Source organism: Saccharopolyspora sp. CA-218241, assembly GCF_050954615.1.
Taxonomy (GTDB): Bacteria; Actinomycetota; Actinomycetes; order Mycobacteriales; family Pseudonocardiaceae; genus Saccharopolyspora; species Saccharopolyspora cebuensis.
Map to the genome: position 1 here is coordinate 4,381,858 of NZ_CP191860.1, position 19,593 is coordinate 4,401,450.

At 74.1% G+C, this 19,593-nt stretch carries 16 protein-coding genes; 5 read left to right on the forward strand and 11 right to left on the reverse strand.

Annotation, left to right across the window (positions count from 1 at the left end; all coding sequences use genetic code 11):
- Positions 1-29: 29 nt before the first annotated feature.
- The 6 genes from ACQP0T_RS20865 to ACQP0T_RS20890 all read right to left on the reverse strand — a co-directional run bounded on the left by ACQP0T_RS20865 (position 30) and on the right by ACQP0T_RS20890 (position 6,264).
- A complete protein-coding gene (locus ACQP0T_RS20865; protein ID WP_433869592.1) occupies positions 30-674 on the reverse strand; it encodes an ABC transporter ATP-binding protein in 645 nt (214 codons plus the stop codon).
- Positions 668-1,654, reverse strand: coding sequence for an ABC transporter ATP-binding protein (locus ACQP0T_RS20870; protein WP_433869593.1), 987 nt, complete (start codon positions 1,652-1,654; stop codon positions 668-670). Before ACQP0T_RS20870 ends, ACQP0T_RS20865 begins: the two co-directional genes overlap by 7 nt.
- Positions 1,642-2,544 carry an ABC transporter permease gene (locus ACQP0T_RS20875; protein ID WP_433869594.1) on the reverse strand — a complete coding sequence of 301 codons (903 nt, stop codon included), beginning with the start codon at positions 2,542-2,544 and terminating at the stop codon, positions 1,642-1,644. Before ACQP0T_RS20875 ends, ACQP0T_RS20870 begins: the two co-directional genes overlap by 13 nt.
- The gene (locus ACQP0T_RS20880) at positions 2,537-3,532 is read right to left on the reverse strand and encodes an ABC transporter permease (RefSeq protein ID WP_345355078.1); all 996 of its coding nucleotides are present in this window, start codon (positions 3,530-3,532) and stop codon (positions 2,537-2,539) included. Before ACQP0T_RS20880 ends, ACQP0T_RS20875 begins: the two co-directional genes overlap by 8 nt.
- The gene (locus tag ACQP0T_RS20885) at positions 3,529-5,124 is read right to left on the reverse strand and encodes an ABC transporter substrate-binding protein (RefSeq protein WP_433869595.1); all 1,596 of its coding nucleotides are present in this window, start codon (positions 5,122-5,124) and stop codon (positions 3,529-3,531) included. The genes ACQP0T_RS20880 and ACQP0T_RS20885 overlap by 4 nt, the downstream gene beginning before the upstream one ends.
- A gap of 462 nt (positions 5,125-5,586) precedes the next feature.
- Entirely contained in the window at positions 5,587-6,264 is a 678-nt protein-coding gene (locus ACQP0T_RS20890) for a DUF2848 domain-containing protein (RefSeq protein ID WP_433869596.1), read from the reverse strand.
- A 71-nt stretch (positions 6,265-6,335) separates the two neighbouring features.
- On the opposite strand from ACQP0T_RS20890, the gene ACQP0T_RS20895 reads away from it, so the two are divergent.
- Entirely contained in the window at positions 6,336-7,655 is a 1,320-nt protein-coding gene (locus ACQP0T_RS20895) for an MFS transporter (protein WP_433869597.1), read from the forward strand.
- A gap of 254 nt (positions 7,656-7,909) precedes the next feature.
- Here ACQP0T_RS20895 and ACQP0T_RS20900 read toward each other — a convergent pair whose 3' ends face one another.
- Positions 7,910-8,533 carry a GntR family transcriptional regulator gene (locus tag ACQP0T_RS20900; protein ID WP_433869598.1) on the reverse strand — a complete coding sequence of 208 codons (624 nt, stop codon included), beginning with the start codon at positions 8,531-8,533 and terminating at the stop codon, positions 7,910-7,912.
- A 67-nt stretch (positions 8,534-8,600) separates the two neighbouring features.
- Here ACQP0T_RS20900 and ACQP0T_RS20905 point away from each other — a divergent pair, with 67 nt between their 5' ends.
- From ACQP0T_RS20905 to ACQP0T_RS20915, 3 genes are all read left to right on the forward strand, one after another.
- The gene (locus tag ACQP0T_RS20905; protein ID WP_433869599.1) at positions 8,601-9,392 is read left to right on the forward strand and encodes a carbon-nitrogen hydrolase family protein; all 792 of its coding nucleotides are present in this window, start codon (positions 8,601-8,603) and stop codon (positions 9,390-9,392) included.
- Positions 9,393-9,530: 138 nt separating this feature from the next.
- Positions 9,531-10,112: a rhodanese-like domain-containing protein gene (locus tag ACQP0T_RS20910; RefSeq protein ID WP_433869600.1), complete on the forward strand. Its 582-nt coding sequence runs from the start codon at positions 9,531-9,533 to the stop codon at positions 10,110-10,112.
- A 185-nt stretch (positions 10,113-10,297) separates the two neighbouring features.
- Positions 10,298-14,056 carry a glycoside hydrolase family 2 TIM barrel-domain containing protein gene (locus tag ACQP0T_RS20915; RefSeq protein ID WP_433869601.1) on the forward strand — a complete coding sequence of 1,253 codons (3,759 nt, stop codon included), beginning with the start codon at positions 10,298-10,300 and terminating at the stop codon, positions 14,054-14,056.
- Between the two features lie 113 nt (positions 14,057-14,169).
- On the opposite strand, the gene ACQP0T_RS20920 is transcribed toward ACQP0T_RS20915, so the two are convergent.
- From ACQP0T_RS20920 to nadA, 4 genes are read right to left on the reverse strand one after another with little or no spacing between them, the layout of a single operon-like run.
- Positions 14,170-15,078 (reverse strand): lysostaphin resistance A-like protein, encoded by a 909-nt coding sequence (locus ACQP0T_RS20920; RefSeq protein WP_433869602.1) that lies wholly within the window; start codon positions 15,076-15,078, stop codon positions 14,170-14,172.
- Between the two features lie 10 nt (positions 15,079-15,088).
- The gene (gene nadC, locus ACQP0T_RS20925) at positions 15,089-15,961 is read right to left on the reverse strand and encodes a carboxylating nicotinate-nucleotide diphosphorylase (protein WP_433869603.1); all 873 of its coding nucleotides are present in this window, start codon (positions 15,959-15,961) and stop codon (positions 15,089-15,091) included.
- Positions 15,958-17,553, reverse strand: a complete 1,596-nt coding sequence (locus ACQP0T_RS20930) for an L-aspartate oxidase (protein WP_433869604.1) — start codon at positions 17,551-17,553, stop codon at positions 15,958-15,960. Before ACQP0T_RS20930 ends, nadC begins: the two co-directional genes overlap by 4 nt.
- Entirely contained in the window at positions 17,550-18,566 is a 1,017-nt protein-coding gene (nadA, locus tag ACQP0T_RS20935) for a quinolinate synthase NadA (RefSeq protein WP_345355111.1), read from the reverse strand. Before nadA ends, ACQP0T_RS20930 begins: the two co-directional genes overlap by 4 nt.
- Before the next feature lie 101 nt (positions 18,567-18,667).
- Between nadA and ACQP0T_RS20940 the strand changes: the two genes are divergently transcribed.
- Positions 18,668-19,372 (forward strand): NUDIX hydrolase, encoded by a 705-nt coding sequence (locus tag ACQP0T_RS20940; protein WP_433869605.1) that lies wholly within the window; start codon positions 18,668-18,670, stop codon positions 19,370-19,372.
- Positions 19,373-19,593 lie beyond the last annotated feature (221 nt).

Genomic DNA, 19,593 nt, shown 5'->3' on the forward strand with positions numbered 1-19,593 from the left:
CTCATCGTTGATCGGTCCCCGACACGATGTCATATCGAACCAGTACCGAGTGGGACGACGTGCGCGGCCCAGTGGTCGAGCAATTCCTCGTCGTGGCTGATCGCCAGCACGCCGGTGCCGTCCTCGCGGACCCGGCGGTCGACCACCCGCACCAGGGCCGCCGTGGTGGAGGCGTCGAGCATGGCGGTCATCTCGTCGCAGATCAGGTAGCGGGGCTCCAGCGCCAGCGCGCGGGCCAGGCAGGCCCGCTGGAGCTGGCCGTCGCTGACCTCGTGCGGGCGGCGGGTCAGCAGCTCGGGGGTCAGCCCGACCTCCTCGGCCAGCGCGTCGACGGCGTCCGGCCGCCCGGTGGCGCGCAGCGGCTCGGCGACGACCTGGCGCAGCGTGAACCGCTGGTCCACCGCCGGGCGCGGGTGCTGGAACACCACGCCCACCGCGGTGCGCTGGGCGCGCGGCGTGGCGTGCCGGAACCGGTGGACCGGCTCGCCGTCGAGGACCACCCGACCGGACCACGGCTGCTGGAGCAGCGCCAGCACCCGCGCCAGGGTGGACTTGCCGCAGCCGCTCGGGCCCGCGAGCCCGACCACGGTCCCCGGCGGGACCTCCAGGTTCACCCCGTCGAGCACGGGTTCACCCCTCCGGTACCCGGCGACCAGGTCGGTGCCGCTCAGCACGGCGGGTGCGCGGCGACCGACCGGTCGCCGAGGTCGAGGAGCTCCGGGTCCCCCGTGCAGGGGGCGAAGCCGGGCACGTCCGGGCAGCGGTGGCAGAACGCGCAGCCCCATTCCCCCTCCAGGCGGTCCAGCTCGGTGAGCACCGGCGGGTGGCCGGGGATCGGCCGGAACCCGCCGCCGGGCAGCGCGCCGAGCAACCCCGCGGTGTAGGGGTGCCACGGGTCGGCGAAGACCTCCTCGGCCGGTCCGGACTCGACGATCCGGCTGGCGTACATCACCGCCACGTCGGTGGCGACCCGGCGGGCCGCGGCGAGGTCGTGGGTGATCAGCAGCACCGCGCGCTGCTCGTCGGTGGCGGCGGCGAGCAGGTCCAGGGTGCGGTGCACCAGCGGTCGGTCCAGCCCGGTGGTCGGCTCGTCGGCCAGCACCACCGGCGGATCACCGGCCAGCGCCAGCGCCACCGCGACCCGCTGCGCCATCCCGCCCGAGAGCTCGTGCGGGTAGCGGTCGAGGTCGGCCGGGCGCAGCCCGACCTCCTCCGCGAGCGCGTCGGCCGCGTCCGGCCCCGAGTCCGGGCGCAGCGCCCGCAGCACCTCGGCGAGCTGGGCGCGGGCGGTGCGCACCGGGGTCAGGTGGGTGCTCGCCGACTGCGGGACCAGGCCCAGCAGCCGACCCCGGACCCGCCGGGACAGCACCCGTTCCGGCGCGGCGAGCAGTTCGGTGCCGTCGGCGAGCCGCGCCGCCCCGCGCACCCGCGCGTTGCCCGGCAGCAGCCCCAGCAGCGCCGAGGCCAGCACCGACTTGCCGCACCCCGATTCGCCCACCAGCGCCAGCACCCGGCCGGGCCGCAGCCGCAGCGAGGCGTCGCTGACCGCGCGCACCTCGCCGCGCCCGCCGCCCAGCGCGAAGCGCACCGACAGCCGGTCCAGCTCCAGCAGCGGTTCGGTGGTCACCCCGCTCGTGATCGTCACAGCGCCCACTCCGATCGTCTCCTCGGCAGCACCCGGTCGCGCCAGGTGGCGGCCACCCCGGACACGGCGAGGGTGGTCAGGACCAGCAGCAGCGACGGGAACAGCACCATCCACCACGCGCCGAGCAGCACGGCCTCCCGCCCGTCGCCGAGCAGGGTGCCGATGCTGGCCAGGTGCGGGGGCAGTCCCAGCCCCAGGAAGCTCAGCGCGGTCTCGTGCCAGACCGCGTGCGGCACCAGCAGCACCGCCGACAGCGCGGCTTGCGGCACGATCGCGGGCAGGAGGTGCCGGTGCAGCACCCGCCACCGCGACGACCCGCCCGCGATGGCCGCGTCCACGTGCGGGCGGCGCCGCAGCGAGAGCACCTCGGTGCGCACGATGCGGGCCACCGTCGTCCAGTGCGTCGCCGCGATGGAGAGGATCACCGCGACCAGCGAGCCGCGGTACAGCGCCACGATCACGATGCCCAGCAGCAGGTGCGGCACCGCGTTGACGGTGTCCACCAGCCGCATCAGCAGCCGGTCCGTCCAGCCGCCCAGCGACCCGGCCACCGCGCCGACCAGCGCGCCGAGCACCGCCGACACCACCGCGCACAACGCCGCCACCAGCAGCGAGACCCGCAGTCCGGCGAAGGACTGGGCGAACAGGTCGCGCCCGCCGGTGTCGGTGCCGAACGGGTGCGCCGGGGAAGGCGGCAGCCGCACCTCGTCGTAGCGCACCGAGGTGTCCCCGGCCAGCGCGGGCACCGCGATCGCGCCGAGCACCAGCAAGCCGAGCAGGGCGGGGCCGCCGACCCGGCGGGCGGCCAGGCGCAGCCCCACCGCCCGGCCGCGCGGCGTGCCCGCGCGAGCGCGCCCCGCCGGGCGCCACGGTCCGGGATCCACCAGCGGCTCAGCCATCGACGCTCACCCTCGGGTCCAGCAACAGCGCGGCGATGTCGGCCAGCAGCGAGCCGAGCAGCACCGCGAGGGTGGCGACCAAGGTGATGATCGCCAGCAGCGGGTAGTCCACGGCCGTCGCGGCGGTGACCACCGCGGCGGCCAGCCCCGGCCAGGAGAAGACCTCCTCCACCAGCACCGCCCCGGTGACCAGCTCCGGGATGCGGGCGCCGAGCAGCGCCACGAACGGCAGCAGCGCGGTGGGCAACGCGTGCTTGAGCACCACCACCCGCTCCCCGAGGCCGCGGGCCCGCGCGCCGGTCACGTGGTCCTCGGCGAGCGCGGTGAGCATCGACTGCCGCACGTGCAGCACCAGCCACGGCGTCTGCGACACGCCCAGCACCAGGGCGGGCAGCAGCAGGTGCTCGACGACTTGGCCGACCGTGACGGCGCTGCCCGCGTCGGTCAGCCCGGCCACCGGCAGCCAGCCCAGGCCCAGCGAGAACACCGCGATGGACAGCAGCGCGAGCACGAACGGCGGCACGCCCTCCATCGCGTGCCCCAGCGCGGTGACCGCCCGGTCCAGCCAGCCGCCCTGCCGCCACGCGGCGGCGGTGCCCAGCACCAGGGCCAGCAGCACCGCGAGCAGCAGGCCGGTGGCGGCCAGCAGGATCGTCCAGGGCAGCCGCTCGGCGACCACCTGGGCCACCGGCTGCCGGAACGAGCGGGACACCCCGAGGTCGCCGCCGAGCACCCCGGTCACCCAGTTCCAGAACTGCGCCAGCACCGGCTCGTCCAGGCCCAGCTCGGCGCGGACCCGGGCCACGTCGGCGGCCGAGGCGCTGTAGAGCTGCACCCCGAAGTACTGGTGGACCGGGTCGAACGGGGAGGCGGCGGCGAGCAGGAACACGCCGAACGCCACCACCACGACCACCGGGACGGCGAAGCCGAGCCGGCGCAGCACCAACCGGCCGACCGCGGCCCGCCGGGTCACCGCCGGTGCGCTCATGCGGCGGGCTTCCAGTCCTGGAGGTTCCACCACGGCCCCCAGGTGGTGCCGTGGGTGTGCGGCTCGACGACCGGCCGGTAGCCGTCCCAGACGCCCTCGCGCATCACGTAGGCGTGGTCGATGAAGGCCAGGTACACCAGGCCCGGGTCCTCGACGTAGGCGCGCTGGACGGTCCGGTAGTGCGCGGCGCGCTCGGCCGGGTCGGTGGACCGGCGGGCGGCGTCGAGCGCGGCGTCCACCTCGGCGTTGCGGTACTTGCCGGGGTTGTTGTACGTGCCGGTGCCGATCGCCGAGGAGTGCAGGCTGTCGTAGCTCTGCGGGTCGGCGTCCACCGGGTTGCCGCCGCCGAGCACGATGCCGTCGGTGTCCAGCCGGGCGGGCACCGCGGCCCGGTCCACCCCGGCGAGTTCGACGTGGACGCCGATCGCCGCGGCGTCGGAGGCGAAGGCGCGGGCGAGGTCCTCGCGCAGGCTGTCGTCGGCGAAGTACATCACGGTGAACTCGGCCCGCTGCCCGCCGCGCTGCCGCACGCCGTCGGGACCGGCCCGCCACCCGGCCTCGTCGAGGATCCGGGCGGCGCGGTCCGGGTCGAAGGGGAAGGTCGCCGCGGGCTCGTGCTCCTCGGCCATCGACCCCGGGATGGGGGTGTGCGCCGGGGTGCCGTGCCCGCCGAGCAGCGCGTCGAGCATGCCCTGCCGGTTGACCGCGAGGTTCAGCGCCTCGCGCACCGCCGGATCACCGGTGACCGGGTGGTCGTTGGGCAGCGCGATGGCCCGGTAGTCGGCGGTCTCGTGGTAGACGGTGCGGTAGCCGTCCCGGCCGACGCTCCCGGCGAGCACCGGGGGCAGCACCGTGCCGTCGAACTCGCCGGAGCGCAGCCGCTGCGCCCGGGTGTTGTCGTCCTCGGCGAAGGCCACCGTGACGTCCTTGATCGCGGGTGCGCCGCCCCAGTAGTCTTCGTTGGCCTTCCAGGTCATCTGGTCGCCGCGGCGCCATTCGACCAGCTCGTAGGGGCCGGTGCCGACGGGCCGGGTGTTCAGCGGTGACTCCGCCAGCGGCGCGGGCTCGGCCAGCGCCTCGCTCGGCACGATGCCCAGCACCATCCGGGCGGGGAAGGCCGAGTACGGGTAGGCGAGGTCGAACCGCACGGTGCGCGGGTCCAGCGCGCTCACCCGCTCGACCATCGCGTAGTCGGAGCCGACCGTGGACGCGTAGGCCGGGTCGGTGGCGGCCCGGTAGGTCGCCACCACATCCTCGGCGTCGAACGGGGTGCCGTCGTGGAACCGGACGCCCTCGCGCAGGGTCACCGTCCAGCTCCGCGCGTCCGGGCTCGGCCGCGGCGGCGCGGCGGCCAGCGCCGGTCGCAGCTCGGACCGGCCGTCGAAGGCGAGCAGCCCGTCGTAGAACTTGGACGCGCCTTCCAGGCCGTAGCCCAGCAGCGGGTTCAGGCTCTCCGGCTCGTAGCCGTCGGCCAGCAGCATCGAGCGGGGATCGGAGCCCGAGCCGCCCGCCGGGGTCGGCGCGGCGCACCCGGACGCGAGCAGACCCAGCACGGCGGGCCCGGCGAGGAGAACAGCACGACGATTCAGCACTACTGGACCATAAGTGCAACTGCAACTAGCTTTCAATAAGAAGCCGCCGCCTCGCCCGACACACCCACCCCCGACCCGACCGGTGCGGCCTTACCCGAGCGAGGGGCACCTTCCTCCGACTTGGCCGGAGGAAGGTGCCCCTCACTCACTTCACGAACGGGCGAACGCTCCGGCACACACGCACGAATCGGCACGACCGCCAGGCAAGCAGCGTGAGCCGCTTGCCTGGCGAACCCGCGAACTCGCCCAACCGCCGTCAGCCAAGCGGCGCCAGCCGCTTCCGCACTACCCCACGCACGCAACCGGCACCGCCGCGGGTTCTCAGCGGCCTTCTCGCGAGGACGCCCTGACGCTGTGCACGTGGTGGGTACATGAGGAAGGGCGCCCGGAGCGAGAAGACCGCTGAGGTTCCGCCACCTGCACCGCCACGCAGGCCATTGGCGAAAGCGGTCTTTGCCGGGGTCAGGCGACCGCGTCGGGCATGCGCCGGACCGCGTAGTCGCAGGCGAGGGTGTCGCCGGTGTCGGGGTCGCCGAGCTCGACGCGCCAGCGGTCGGCGAACTGGTCCACGCCGGGCAGCATCGGGATCGTGCCGGACAGCAGCACCACGCCCGGCCGCAGCAGGTCGCGCTCGCGCAGGTCGGCCAGCCAGTACCCGGGATCGAGGAGCTCGGCGAGGGTGCCCCGCTGGATCGGCGCGCCGTCGGCCCACGCCGTCAGGGTGAGCCGGTCGATCCGGTCGGCGACGTCGACCAGCCGCCAGGCGCGGTCACCGAGGACGTCCGGCCCGGCCTGCTTGCTCCAGGCCACGCCGTGCACCTCCAGGTCCCGGTCGGTGTGGTCGCAGGCGGCGGTGAGCAGCACGTCGCGCTCCTCGGGCCCGGTGACCACCAGCGCCCACTCCGCCTCCCCGGAGGTGCGGCCGTGCTGCACCGGCACCTCGTCGGTCTGCATCGCCAGATACGGCGCCACCGGGTAGAGGCACGGGGTCCGGGTCGGCGCCGGGACGCCCAGTTCGGCGAGCTCGGCCACGTGCGCGGCCACGTCCTGCTGGCTGCGCCCGGCGTACCCGGCGTTGAGCGCCGCGGTGACGGTCACCTCCACGACCTCGTCGCCGACTCCGAAACGAAGTGGTGACATCGCACCCTCCCCAAATCCGCATACGTGTTGTATACCTCCAGTATTACATGCACCACGACGAGGAAGCACCGATGACCCGAGCACCCGCCCCGCCCCGCAAGGACCTGATCAAGGCGTTCACCGCCGCGCTGAGCGGAACGTCGCTGGAGTGGTACGACTTCGCCGCCTACTCGGTGGCCTCGGCGCTGGTCTTCGGGCAGCTGTTCTTCCCGAGCCACGACCCGCTGTCCGGCACCCTGCTGGCCTTCTCCACCTACGCGGTCGGCTACCTGTCCCGACCCCTCGGCGGATTCGTCTTCGGCCGGCTCGGCGACACCCTCGGCCGCAAGCAGGTGCTGGTGATCACCTTGCTGGTCACCGGGATCGCCACCGTCCTGATCGGACTGCTGCCGACGCACGACCAGGTCGGCGCGCTGGGCGCGCTGCTGCTGGTGGTGCTGCGCTTCGCGCAGGGCGTGGGCATCGGCGGCGAGTGGGGCGGCGCGGTGCTGCTGTCCAGCGAGTACGGCAGCCCCGAGCGGCGCGGGTTCTGGGCCTCGGCGGCGCAGATCGGCCCGCCCGCCGGGAACCTGATGGCCAACGGGGTGCTCGCGGCGCTGGCGGCCACGCTGTCCCAGGAGCAGTTCCTGTCCTGGGGATGGCGGGTGGCGTTCCTGCTCTCCGGCGTGCTGGTGCTGTTCGGCCTGTGGATCCGGGTGAAGCTGGAGGAGACGCCGGTCTTCCAGGAGCTCCAGCGCTCCGGAACCCGGGCCGCCGCCCCGCTGCGCGAGGTCTTCACCCGCGAGCCCCGCGCGCTGGTGGCGGCGATCCTCAGCCGGGTCGGACCGGACGTGCTCTACGCGCTGTTCACCGTCTTCGTGCTCACCTACGCCACGCAGACCCTCGGCCTGCCGGACGGGCTGGCGGTGCTCGGGGTGATGGTCGGCTCGACCCTGCAACTGGGCCTGATCCCGCTGGCCGGTGCGCTCTCGGACCGCTGGGGCCGCAGGCGGCTCTACGCGGTCGGGGCGATCGGCGCCGGGCTGTGGCCGTTCGTGTTCTTCCCGGCGGTCGGCGGCGGGTCGGTGCCGATGCTGGTCACCGGTGTGGTCGTCGGCCTGTTCTGGCACGCGCTGATGTACGGGCCGCAGGCCGCTTTCGTCGCCGAGCAGTTTAGCCCGGCCCTGCGCTCCACCGGGGCGTCGCTGGCCTACACGCTGGCCGGCGTGATCGGCGGCGCGCTGGCCCCGCTGCTGTTCACCTCGCTGTTCGCGGCGTTCGGCACCTGGGTCGCCCCGGCCGGCTACCTGGCGGCGGCCTGCGGCGTGACGCTGATCGGCCTCGCGCTGGGCCGCTCACCGCTCCCGCACGACGACGGCGCACACCGCACCACCACCCCCGCCCAACCATGACCCCCGGCCAAGCGGCGAAGCCGCGTGCCCAGGCACGCGCCAAACGGAACCACCGTCAGGCAAGCGGCAAAGCCGCTTCCGCCTTGCCCCACCCTCGCAGCTCGCACCGCCGCGGGGTTCTCAGCGGTCTTCTCGCGAGGACGCCCTGACGCCGTGTACGCGCTTGTACATCAGGAAGGGCGCCCGGAGCGAGAAGGCCGCTGAGGTTCCGCCACCCGCACCCCTACGCAACCGGACCACGGCACACCGAAAGATCAAGCCGTAAGAAGAACTTGGCGGGTTGCTTTCAGATGCACTTCTATGGCCGCGGTGGCCGCCGCGGCGTCGCGCGCCGCCAGCGCGTCCACGATGGCCTGGTGCTCGGCGAGCACGGCCTGCTTGCGGTCGTCGGAGCCGAGCAGCGCCTCGACCCCGGCCCGCACCTGGCGGGCGCGCAGTCCGTCGTAGGTCTTGGTGAGCATGTCGTTGCCGACGGCGCGCACCAGGGCGGCGTGGAACCGGTGGTCGTGCTCGATGAACTCGCGGGCCCGGTCGCCGTCGAGGGCGGCCTGGGCGGTCAGTTCCGCGCGCATCGTCTCCAGCGGGACCTCGTCGAGCTCGACGGCCCGGGTCGCGGCGTAGCACTCCACCACGCTCCGGAGTTCGAAGAGTTCGCGGATCTCCCGGCCGCTGATCGGGGCGACGTAGGCGCCGCGCTTGGGCACCAGCTGCACGAGTTCCTCGGCGGCCAGCAGCAGCAGCGCTTCGCGGATGGGCGTGCGGGAAACCCCGATCTCGTCGGCCAGGGTCTGCTCGTTGACGAACTGCCCCTGCATCGAGGGGTCGCTGAGGACGGTGTCCTTCAGGTAGTCGTAGGCGAGCTGCCGACCGGACCGCACGCGGAGTCCCCCATCGCATATCACTGGTATACAGGCATCATATCGGGTTGAGAAAGGCGGAAGCGTCATGCGGATTGCGTTGTGCCAGATCGTGTCGGGCCCCGATCCCGAGGCGAACCTGGAGCTCGTGGCCGACGGCGTGCGCCGGGCCGCGGAAGCGGGCGCCGAACTGGCGGTGTTCCCGGAGGCGACGATGGCCTGCTTCGGGATCAAGCTGGGCCCGGTCGCCGAGCCGCTGGACGGACCGTGGGCCACCGAGGTGCGGCGGCTGGCCGACGAGGCGGGCATCGCGGTGGTCGCCGGGATGTTCACCCCCAGCGCCGACGGCCGGGTCACCAACACCCTGCTGGCCACCGGGCGCGGCCTGGACACCAGCTACGACAAGGTGCACCTGTTCGACGCGTTCGGCTTCGCCGAGTCGCGCACCGTGGCGCCCGGCGCCGAGCCGGTGATCGTCGAGCTGGACGGCACCTCGATCGGCCTGGCGACCTGCTACGACATCCGCTTCCCCGGGCTCTACACCGCGCTGGCCGAAAGCGGCGCCTCGGTGATCGTCACGGCCGCCTCGTGGGGCGCGGGCGAAGGCAAGCGGGACCAGTGGGAGCTTCTCGCGCGGGCCCGCGCGCTGGACTCGACCTCGTGGGTGGTGGCCTGCGGCCAGGCCGATCCGCGCAGCGTCGGCCGGGAGCCCAGCGGCAAGGCGCCGACCGGCATCGGCTACAGCCTGCTGGCCTCCCCGCTGGGCGAGGTGCGGGCGCAGCTCGGTGACGCCCCGGACGTGCTGGTCGTCGACGTCGACCGGGAGTCGGTGGACCAGGCGCGGGCGGCGGTCCCGGTGCTGGCCAACCGCCGGTTCTGAGGACTCCTCCCGCCCGGCGGCCCCTCGCCGCGCCGTGCCGCCGGGCGGATGGGGTTCCTCACCACATCACCCTTCCGATATACCCCCGGGGGTACCTTCGACAGCAGCACGGCACCGCCCCGACGGAAGGGAACCCCCATGACCAGCACCGTGGACACCTCCCGGCTCAAGGAACTGCTCCGCACCCGGCCGACCACCCGGTTGATCGACGTGCGGACCCCGGGCGAGTTCGCCGCCGCGCACATCCCCGGCTCGCACAACGTGCCGCTGGAGGTGCTGCGCGAGTCCGGTCCGACGCTGCGCGCCGAGCACTCCGACCCGGTCGTGCTGGTCTGCGCCTCCGGCGCCCGCGCCGAGCAGGCCGACGCGCTGCTGGCCGAGTCCGGGCTGACCGACCGGCGGGTGCTCGGCGGCGGGGTCACCGCCTGGGAGGGCGACGGCGCCCCGCTGGAGCAGGGCACCGGCACCTGGGCGATGGAGCGCCAGGTGCGGCTGGTCGCGGGTTCCCTGGTGCTGACCGGGGTGCTCGGCAGCGTGTTCGTCCCGAAGCTGAAGTGGCTCGCCGCCGCGATCGGCGGCGGGCTGACCTTCGCGGCGCTGAGCAACACCTGCGCGATGGCCGCGCTGCTGGGCAAGCTCCCGCACAACCGGGGTCCGCGCCAGGACCCGGCGGTCCAGCTCCGCGCCCTGACCGCCGCCGAGGCGCCGCTCGGCTCCTGAGCACCGCCCGCGCCGCGCCGCCGGAACCCGCCCCGGCGGCGCGGTGCGGCCTTGCTCCGAACAGGCGCAATTCGATTCGGTCATATTGACCTCGGGTCCTCCGGGCTCCAAGCTCCGACATCAACACCACAGAGTCAAACAAGAAAGAACAGAAAACGTCGGTGTTGATGCCTCCCGGAGGTTTCATGCGAAGCCAGTCATGGCGTCCCGCCCTCGTGGTGGCCGTCTCCTCGGTGGTGGCCGCGCTGGTCGTGGCCCCCACCGCACAGTCGCAACCCGTCGACGGACCGACCGATCCGGCGCAGGTCGAGCGGTACCTGGAGGACCCGGGACGCACCGGGGAAGGCCAGGAACCGCACCACGCGCTGCTGCGCCCCTACGCCGACGCCGAGCAGGCGCTGCGCTCCGCGCGCCACGACCTCGACGCCCCCGCCGACGAACCGACCCCGTGGACCCGGTCGCTGGACGGGAAGTGGGGCTTCCACTACGTCGAGCACCACCGCGACCTGCCCGCGGGCTGGCAGCGCGGCGGCCAGGGCTGGGACGAGGTCACCGTCCCCGGCGCCTGGCAGCAGCAGGGCCACGACCGGCCGATCTACCGCAACGTGCCCTCCGAGGTCGCGCCCTACGACCCGCCGAAGGTGCCGGACGACGTGAACCCGACGGGCGCCTACGTCCGCGAGTTCGAGGTCCCCGCCGACTGGGACGGGCGCCGCCAGCTGCTGCGCTTCGAAGGCGCCACCAGCGGCTGGTTCGTGTGGGTCAACGGCCGCTACGTCGGCTACGACCAGGGCGGCTACACCCCCGCCGAGTTCGACGTGACCGAGCACCTGCGGCCGGGCACCAACACCATCGCCGTCCAGGTGCACCGCTGGGGTTCGGGCAGCTACCTGGAGAACATGGACTTCTGGCACCTGTCCGGGATCTTCCGCAGCGTCCACCTCTACAGCGTGCCGCGCACGCACCTGGAGGACGTGGCGGTGCGCACCGAGCTCGACGAGGACTACACCGACGCCACCCTGCGCCTCGGCGTGGACCTGCGCCGGGTGCCCGGCGGCAGCGCCGGACCGCACGTGGTGCGGGCGCGGCTGCACGGACCGGACGGCGCGGAGGTCGCGCGGTTCGAGCGCGAGGTCCGGGTCGGCGGCGGCGGCGGCGCGTCGGTGGAGCTGGCGCAGGAGATCGCGAACCCGCAGCTGTGGAGCGACGAGACGCCGTCGCTGTACACCGCGGTGCTCGAACTGGTCGACCAGCGCGGGCAGGTCGTGCACACCACCCAGCAGCCGGTCGGCTTCCGCGAGGTCGAAGTCCGCGACGAGCAGCTCCTGCTCAACGGCAAGGCCGTCGACCTGCGCGGGGTGAACCGGCACGAGCACGACCCGGAGACCGGTCGCACCGTCGACCGCGCCACCCAGCGCGAGGACGTCGAGCTGATGCTGCGGCACAACGTCAACGCGGTGCGGACCTCGCACTACCCGAACGACCCGTACTGGTACCGGCTGGCCGACCGGCACGGCCTGCTGCTGGCCGACGAGGTCGACATCGAGACGCACTACCGCGAGGACTGCACCGCCACCGGCGACCGGGACTGCCTCGCCGACCGGCCGGAGTGGCAGGCCGCCTTCGCCGAGCGCTTCGCGGCGATGCTGGAGCGGGACAAGAACCACCCCAGCGTCGTGCTGTGGGACACCGGCAACGAAGCGGGGCTGGGCGAGGCGCACTTCGCGATGGCCGAGCACGCCCGCGCCACCGACCCCACCCGGCCGCTGTACCACCAGTCCAACCACCCGGACGGCGACGCGCCGTTCGCCGACGTGTGGGGCCCGCGCTACCCCTCCCCGGACCGGCTGGAGGAGATCGCCCGCGAGACCACCAAACCGGTGATCATGGGCGAGTGGCTGCACGCGATGGGCAACAGCCTGGGCCACTACGAGGACATGTGGGAGATCATCCGGCGCGAACCGTCGTTGCAGGGCGGGTTCGTGTGGGACTGGGTGGATCAGGGCCTGGTCCGGCCGCTGCGGTCCACACCGGACGTCTCCGGCAACGGCATCCCCGTGCACTACGGCGGGAACCCGAAATCCGTCGAGGGCGTCGCGGGCAAGGGGCTGGAACTGTCCGGTCTGGACGACTGGGTGGAGGCCTACCGCGATCCGCGGCTGGACATCACGGGTGACGCCGTGACGCTGGACATCCAGGTCAAGCCGCTGTCCTGGCAGGGCTCGGGCACCTTCCTCGCCAAGGGCGACAAGCAGTGGGCGCTGCAGATGCCCGACGCCGAGCACGTCGAGTTCTTCGTCTACGGCGAGGGCGCCTGGCACACCGCGCGGGTGGCGGTACCGGACGACTGGTGGGGCGAGTGGCACCGGCTGACCGGCACCTTCGACGGCGAGCAGGTCCGGCTGCACATCGACGGCGTCGAGGTGGCCGCCGAGCCCTACTCCGGCACCATCGCGCCGAACACGATGTACACGGTGTCGGTGGGCCGGAACATGGAGAAGCACGGCGATTCCTTCGCCGGGCGCACCACACACGCGGTGGTGGACTCCGCGCGGATCTACGACACCGCGCTCACCCCCGAGCAGTTCGCCGCCGACCCGGTGGACCGGGCGGTGCTGGCGCTGGACTTCGACACCGAGCAGCGGCGCGGCGAGTTCCTCGACTACGGCGCGTCCAACTTCCTGGCCAACGGCGTGATCAACTCCGATCGCACCCCGCAGCCGGAGCTGGCGCAGATGGCCTACAGCCACGCGCCGATCCGCTTCGAGCCGGGCGGGTCCGCCGGCGAGTTCACCGTGCGCAACCTCAACCACACGCTGTCCACCTCGGCCTACGAGCTGAGCTGGAAGCTGGTGGAGGCCGGGCGCGAACTCGCCGCGGGCGCGGTGGACGCCGAGGTCGGACCCGGGCAGGCCGAGCAGGTCCGGCTCGACCTCCCGCCCGCCGGGAAGACCGAGCGGTTCCTGGTGCTCGAAGCCCGGCGCGGCGACCACGTGGTCAGCACCGAGCAGCTCCGCGCGGGCGGCAGCGAACCGGCGCCACCGCCGGTCGACGGCGCGGCCGAGGCCGGTGCGCTGTCGGTCGAGGAGGCCGGGGACTCGGTCGCGGTCGCCGGCTCGGGCTTCCGCTACACCTTCGACCGCGAATCCGGAACGCTGGCCTCGATGCGGGCGGACGGGCGCGAGCAGGTCGTCGGCGGGCCGCGGCTCGACGTCTTCCGGGCGCCCACCGGCAACGAGTGGAGCAACTGGAGCGGCATCAACCCGGAGGCGCAGTTCCGCGCGGCCGGGCTCGACCGGCTCACCACCCACGTCCGGTCGTTCGAGGTCACCCGGCCCGCGCCGGGCGAGGTGCGGATCGCGGTGGACACCGACGTGACCGGCGCGCCCGGCAACGGCTTCGACAGCAGGTGGGTCTACACCGTCGACCGGACCGGTGCGGTGCGCATCGACCACGAGGTCGAGGCCTACGGGGAGCGGATGCGCTCGCTGCCGTGGCTGCCCCGGGTGGGCTTCGCGATGCGGGTGCCGGAATCGTTCGGGCAGCTCGACTGGTACGGCCGCGGACCCGGTGAGTCCTACCCGGACCGGAAGGACTCCCAGCACATCGGGCGGTGGTCCGGCACGGTCGACGAGCAGTGGTTCGACTTCCTGCCGCCGCAGGACAACGGCGTCAAGGTCGACACCTCGTGGGCGGTGCTGTCCGGCGAGGGCGGCGGCGTCCAGGTCGCCGGCGAGGACCTGGCGATCGCGGCCGACCGGTACTCCAACGCCGAGCGCACCGACTTCGCCCACCAGCTCGTGCGGGACGATTTCGTCACCCTGCACGTGAGCGACGCGGTGACCGGTCTCGGCGACACCCCGGTGCCGGTGCAGGAGCAGTACCGGGTGCGACCGGACCAGCGGCACGCCTACTCGGTCACCCTCCGCCCCACCACCGGCTGAGGCCCTCGACCAGGTGAAGTCGTGACAGGTGAGGGGCACCTTCATCCGGCATAGTCGGATGAAGGTGCCCCTCACTCACTTCCTTTGCGGGTGAACGGTGCTGGCGGGGCCGGTCATTCGTCCCCCGACCGGGTGGAGGGGGTGCGGCGGTGGTGGGCCCGGGCCGCCAGGGCCGTGGCGGCGAGCAGGACGGCGGTGGTGATCAGGCTGCCCTCGACGCCGAAGTCGCCGCCGGTGAGCAGCGGGGCGGCGCCCTGGGACGCGGCCACGTCCAGCACCGCGGCGCCGATGTCCATCCCGGACACCTCGATGCCGTAACCGTTGCCCTGCAACCAGTTCCACACCACGTGGAAGGCGCACACCCCCCACAGCCCGCCCTCGGCCAGCGCCCAGAACCCGAGCAGGGCGGCGACCAGCAGGATGTTGACCAGGCCGACCGCGCTGACCCCCGCGTTGGCGCCGTGCAGCGCGGTGAACACCACCGCCTGCACCCCCATCGCGACCGGCAGGCCCCACCCGCGCCGAACGACCTGGAGCAGGTAGCCGCGGATCAGCACCTCCTCGCTGGAGGCCTGCACGGCGAACCCGAGCAGCGCCAGCAGCGCGGCGCCGAGCTGCGCGAGCTGCACCGCGCGCACCTCGTACTGGCCGGTGAGCAGGTTCAGCGCGACCGGCAGCGACAGCAGCAGCACCGCGACCCCGACGCCCAGCCCGAGGCGCGGGCCGACCCGCGAGGCCGGGACGAACCCGACGCTGCCGAACCGGCGCCGCTCCTTCAGCCCGATCCACAGCGCCAGCAGCACCACCGGGCCACCGGAGCTGAGCAGCAGCACCAGCTGCTCGACCGGCCCCAGCGGTCCGGCGAAGAGCGCGATCGGTTCGAGCCCGAACAGCGGGAGCAGCACCACGGCACCGAGGAGCTGGCCCAGCAGCACGCAGGCCACGACCACGACGATGCCGAGGATCGGGCCGGTGGGCCGTCGAGCCGTCTCGATTCCGTGCGGGAACGGCGCGGGTCGCATGGTGATCAGGCTACGCGGGCGGTTCCTCCGCCAGGTCGAGCCCGAGGTCGAGCGCGGGCGCCGAGTGCGTCAGGCCGCCGACCGCCAGGTACCGCACCCCGGTCTCGGCGTAGGCGCGCGCCACCTCCAGGGTGAGCCCGCCGGAGGCCTCCAGCTCCGTGCCGGGGGCGCGCTCGGCGGTCCGGCGCACCGCCTCGGCGCAGCCCTCCGGGGTGAAGTTGTCCAGCAGCACCAGTTCCACGCCCTCGGCCAGCACCGCGTCGAGCTCGTCGAGGTCGGTGACCTCCACCTCCATCGGCAGCTCCGGGGCGTGCGCCCGGCAGGCGCGCACCGCGGCGACCGCCGAGCCCGCGGCGACGACGTGGTTGTCCTTGATCAGCACCGCGTCGCCCAGGCCCATCCGGTGGTTCACCCCGCCGCCGAGGCGCACCGCGTACTTCTGCAGCGCGCGCAGCCCGGGCAGCGTCTTGCGGCTGTCCCGGACGTCGCAGCCGGTGCCCGCCACCGCCCGCACCCACGCCGCGGTGGCGGTGGCGATCCCGGAGAGGTGGCAGAGCAGGTTAAGCGCGGTGCGCTCGGCGGTGAGCAGGTCGCGCACCGGGGCGTGCACCCGCAGCGCGCAGTCGCCCGCCGCGAGCGCCGCGCCGTCCGGGCGCTCCTCCAGCACCCGGTACCGGTCGGCCCCGATCACCTCGTCGAGGGTCAGGCGCACCAGCGGCAGCCCGGCGAGCACGCCCGGCTGCCGGGTGGTGAACGCCGCCTCGGTGGTGGCCCCGGCGGGCACCGTGGCCGCCGTGGTGGCGTCCGGGCCGAAGGCCAGGTCCTCGGCCAGCGCGGTGCGCACCACCCGGCGCGCCGCGTCCAGGTTCGGTTCCGCTTTCATGCCGCCGCCCTCGCGATCCCGGTGCCGGTGAACAGCCACCCCGACACGTCCAGCCGGAGCACCAGGCTCCGCCGCCACCGCAGGTCGTCGGTGCCCGGGTGGTCGGTGCGGCGGTGGCAGCCGCGCGATTCGGTGCGCTCGGCCGCCGCGGCCAGCAGCGCCCGGGCGGTGAGCGCGAGGGCGCTGTCCTCGACGGTCCGGCGGTCCCGCAGCGGGCGGACCACCGCGTGCCGCTCCAGCTCGGCCGCCGCACCGGCGAGCCCGGCGGCGTCGCGGCCGATGCCCGCAGCCCGGCTCATGGTGCGTTGCAGCAGCTCCCGGTCCACCACCGCCTGCGCGGGTGGGGCGGTCTCGGCGGCCGGTCGGCGGACCAGCAGCCCGCGCCGCCGGTCCTGGGCCACCGCTTCGGCGGCCCGGCCGCCGACCACGAGCCCTTCCAGCAGGCTGTTGGAGGCCAGCCGGTTCGCGCCGTGCAGCCCGGTGCAGGCCACCTCGCCCGCCGCGTAGAGGCCGGGCACCGCGGTGCGGCCGTCCACCGTGGTCACCACGCCGCCGCAGGAGTAGTGCGCGGCGCTGGTGACCGGGATCGGCTCGGTGGCCGGGTCGATCCCCGCCGCCCGGCAGGCGGCGTGCACGGTCGGGAACCGGCGGGCGAAGCCGTCCAGCCCGGTCGCGTCCAGGTACACGTGGTCGGTGCCGGTCGCCGCGGTGCGGCGGCCGATCGCGGCGGCCACCACGTCGCGCGGCGCCAGGTCGGCCAGCGGGTGCTCCCCCGCCATCACCGGCCGCCCGCGCACGTCGACCAGCACCGCGCCCTCGCCGCGGACCGCCTCGGTGACCAGCGGGCGGTGGCCCCGCGCGTCCGGCGCGTGCAACACGGTCGGGTGAAACTGGACGAACTCCAGGTCGGCCACCGACGCCCCGGCGCGCAACGCGAGCGCGATGCCGTCGGCGGTGGAGACCTCGGGATTGGTGGTCGCGGCGTAGAGCTGGCCGAGCCCGCCGGTGGCCAGCACCACGGCCGGCGCCCGCAGCGCGCCGGGGTTGCCCTCGCCGTCCAGGGTGAGCAGCCCGGCGATGGCGCCGTCGTCGGCGCGCAGCAGTTCGACCGCGCAGTGCCGCTCCAGCACCGGGACGCCGCCGTCGCGGGCCGCCGCGGACAGCGCCCGCTGCACCTCGGCCCCGGTCGCGTCGCCGCCGGCGTGGATCACCCGGAACGCGCTGTGCCCGCCCTCCCGGGTGCGGGCCAGCGCCCCGTCCGCGCCCGGGTCGAACACCGCGCCGGTGGCGCGCAGCCGGGCGATCGCCTCGGGACCGTCGGCCAGCACCCCGCGCACCGCCGCGGGCGAGCACAACCCGGCCCCGGCGGTCAGGGTGTCCTCGACGTGCCGTTCCAGGTCGTCGGTCGCGTCGCGCTCGTCGGGGCGGACCACCGCGATGCCGCCCTGCGCCCAGCCGGTGTTGCCCGCCGCCGCGGCGTCCTTGCTCACCACCAGCACCCGCAGGCCCAGCTCGCGCCCGCGCAGCGCGGCGGTGAGCCCGGCGACCCCGGTGCCGACCACGACCAGGTCGGCCGCCGCCTCCCAGCTCACTCGCCACCTCCGGGGGTGCCGATGCCGATCATCCGCTCCACCGAGGCCCGACCGCGCTCGGCGACGTCCTCGGCCACGCGGACCTCGTCGGCGCCCTCGCGCAGGCAGCGCAGCAGGGCGGCCGGGGTGATCATCTTCATGTACCGGCAGGAGGCGCGGTCGTTGACCGCGCGGAAGTCGATCTCCGGGGCGGCCCGGCGGAGCTGGTGCAGCATCCCGACCTCGGTGGCCACCAGCACGGAGCTCGCCCCGGTCCGCCGGGCGGCGGTGAGCATGTCGCCGGTGGACAGGATCCGGACCCGGGACGGCTCCACGGTGCCCTCCCCCGCCAGGTACAGCGCCGAGGTGGCGCAGCCGCACTCCGGGTGGATGAACAGGTCCGCGTCCGGGTTCGCCGCCGCCCGCGCCGCCAGCTCGGGGCCGTTGATCCCGGCGTGCACGTGGCACTCGCCCGCCCAGACGTGCAGGTTCTCCCGCCCGGTCTCGCGCTGGACGTGCGCGCCGAGGAACTGGTCCGGGCAGAACAGCACCTCGCGGTCGGCCGGGATCGAGCGCACCACCTCGACGGCGTTGGACGAGGTGCAGCAGATGTCGGTCTCGGCCTTCACCTCGGCCGTGGTGTTGACGTACGAGACCACCACGGCGCCGGGGTGCTCGGCCTTCCAGGCGCGGAGCTGCTCGGCGGTGATCGAGTCGGCCAGCGAGCACCCCGCCCGCGCGTCCGGGATGAGGACCGTCTTGCCGGGGCTGAGGATCTTCGCCGTCTCGGCCATGAAGTGCACGCCGCAGAACACGATCGTGCTCGCCGGGCTGTTCGCCGCGATCCGGCTCAGCGCCAACGAATCGCCGGTGTGGTCGGCGACGTCCTGGATCTCCGGGAGCTGGTAGTTGTGCGCCAGCAGCACGGCGTCGCGCTCCTCGGCCAGGCGCCGCACCTCCTCCGCCCAGGCCGCGTCCGGCACCACGCCGGTGTAGCCGGAATCGGTCCGCTCCCACGTTGCAGCAGCGACCATCTCGTTCCTCCTCGCCGGTACCCGCCGAACGACCGCGCGGCGGGCGCCGCACTCCCTCCCCGATTTCGCCCCATCGGGGTTTTCGCCTTAGAATCGAAAACGTGCCACATCCTAACACCGGGACCGCGCGGGACAAGGGCGATGCCGGTCACGAAGTCCTCGCCGCGGTGCTCCAGGTGCGCGACGGACGGCTGCGCGTGCTGCTGTGGCAGCGGGCGAGGCAGCCGCACCAGGGCCGGTGGTCGCTGCCCGGCGGGCGGCTCCGCGCCGACGAGGACGTGGAGACCTCGATCCGCAGGCAGCTCGCCGAGAAGGTCGACGTGCACACGCTGTCCCACGTCGAGCAGCTCGCGGTGTTCAGCGCCCCGGACCGGGTGCCCGGTCACCGGGTGGTGGCCACCGCGTTCCTCGGCCTGGTGCCCTCCGACCTCGACCCCGCGGTGCCCGCCGACACGAGCTGGCACCCGGCCGACGACCTGCCGCCGACCGCCTTCGACCACGCCCGGATCGTGCCCGCGGCCCGCGACCGGCTGCGGGCCAAGCTCTCCTACACCAACATCGGGTTCGCCCTGGCCCCGGCCGAGTTCACCGTCTCCGAGCTGCGCCGTATCTACTCGGCCGCGCTCGGCTACCAGATCGCGGCGACCAACCTCCAGCGCGTGCTGTCCCGGCGCGGCGTGCTGCGGGCCACCGGGCGCACGGTCGCCGCCGGACCAGCAGGCGGGCGCCCCCCGGCGCTGTTCGCCTTCACCAGCCGCGACCTGCAGGTCACCGACCCCTTCGCAGTACTACGCCCCCCGACCTGAGCCCGAGCCCATCGACACCGTGCTGCGGGGCGGTGCCGGTGGCGGAACCTCAGCGGTCCCCTCGCTGCGCCGATCGCCTCCTGATGTACCAACGACGTACACGGCGTCGGCGCTGTCCTCGCGAGAAGACCGCTGAGAACCCGCGGCGGTGCCAGTTGCGAGGGTGGGGCAAAGCGGAAGCGGCTTTGCCGCTTGCCTGACGGTGGTGCTGGTTCTCCCGA

Excerpts from the sequence above, each read along its gene's own strand:
- ACQP0T_RS20875 (WP_433869594.1), bottom strand. The coding sequence starts at position 2,544 with ATGGCTGAGCCGCTGGTGGATCCCGGACCGTGGCGCCCGGCGGGGCGC.
- ACQP0T_RS20880 (WP_345355078.1), bottom strand. The coding sequence starts at position 3,532 with ATGAGCGCACCGGCGGTGACCCGGCGGGCCGCGGTCGGCCGGTTGGTG.
- ACQP0T_RS20890 (WP_433869596.1), bottom strand. The coding sequence starts at position 6,264 with ATGTCACCACTTCGTTTCGGAGTCGGCGACGAGGTCGTGGAGGTGACC.
- ACQP0T_RS20895 (WP_433869597.1), top strand. The coding sequence starts at position 6,336 with ATGACCCGAGCACCCGCCCCGCCCCGCAAGGACCTGATCAAGGCGTTC.
- ACQP0T_RS20905 (WP_433869599.1), top strand. The coding sequence starts at position 8,601 with ATGCGGATTGCGTTGTGCCAGATCGTGTCGGGCCCCGATCCCGAGGCG.
- ACQP0T_RS20910 (WP_433869600.1), top strand. The coding sequence starts at position 9,531 with ATGACCAGCACCGTGGACACCTCCCGGCTCAAGGAACTGCTCCGCACC.
- ACQP0T_RS20915 (WP_433869601.1), top strand. The coding sequence starts at position 10,298 with ATGCGAAGCCAGTCATGGCGTCCCGCCCTCGTGGTGGCCGTCTCCTCG.
- ACQP0T_RS20920 (WP_433869602.1), bottom strand. The coding sequence starts at position 15,078 with ATGCGACCCGCGCCGTTCCCGCACGGAATCGAGACGGCTCGACGGCCC.
- nadC (WP_433869603.1), bottom strand. The coding sequence starts at position 15,961 with ATGAAAGCGGAACCGAACCTGGACGCGGCGCGCCGGGTGGTGCGCACC.
- nadA (WP_345355111.1), bottom strand. The coding sequence starts at position 18,566 with ATGGTCGCTGCTGCAACGTGGGAGCGGACCGATTCCGGCTACACCGGC.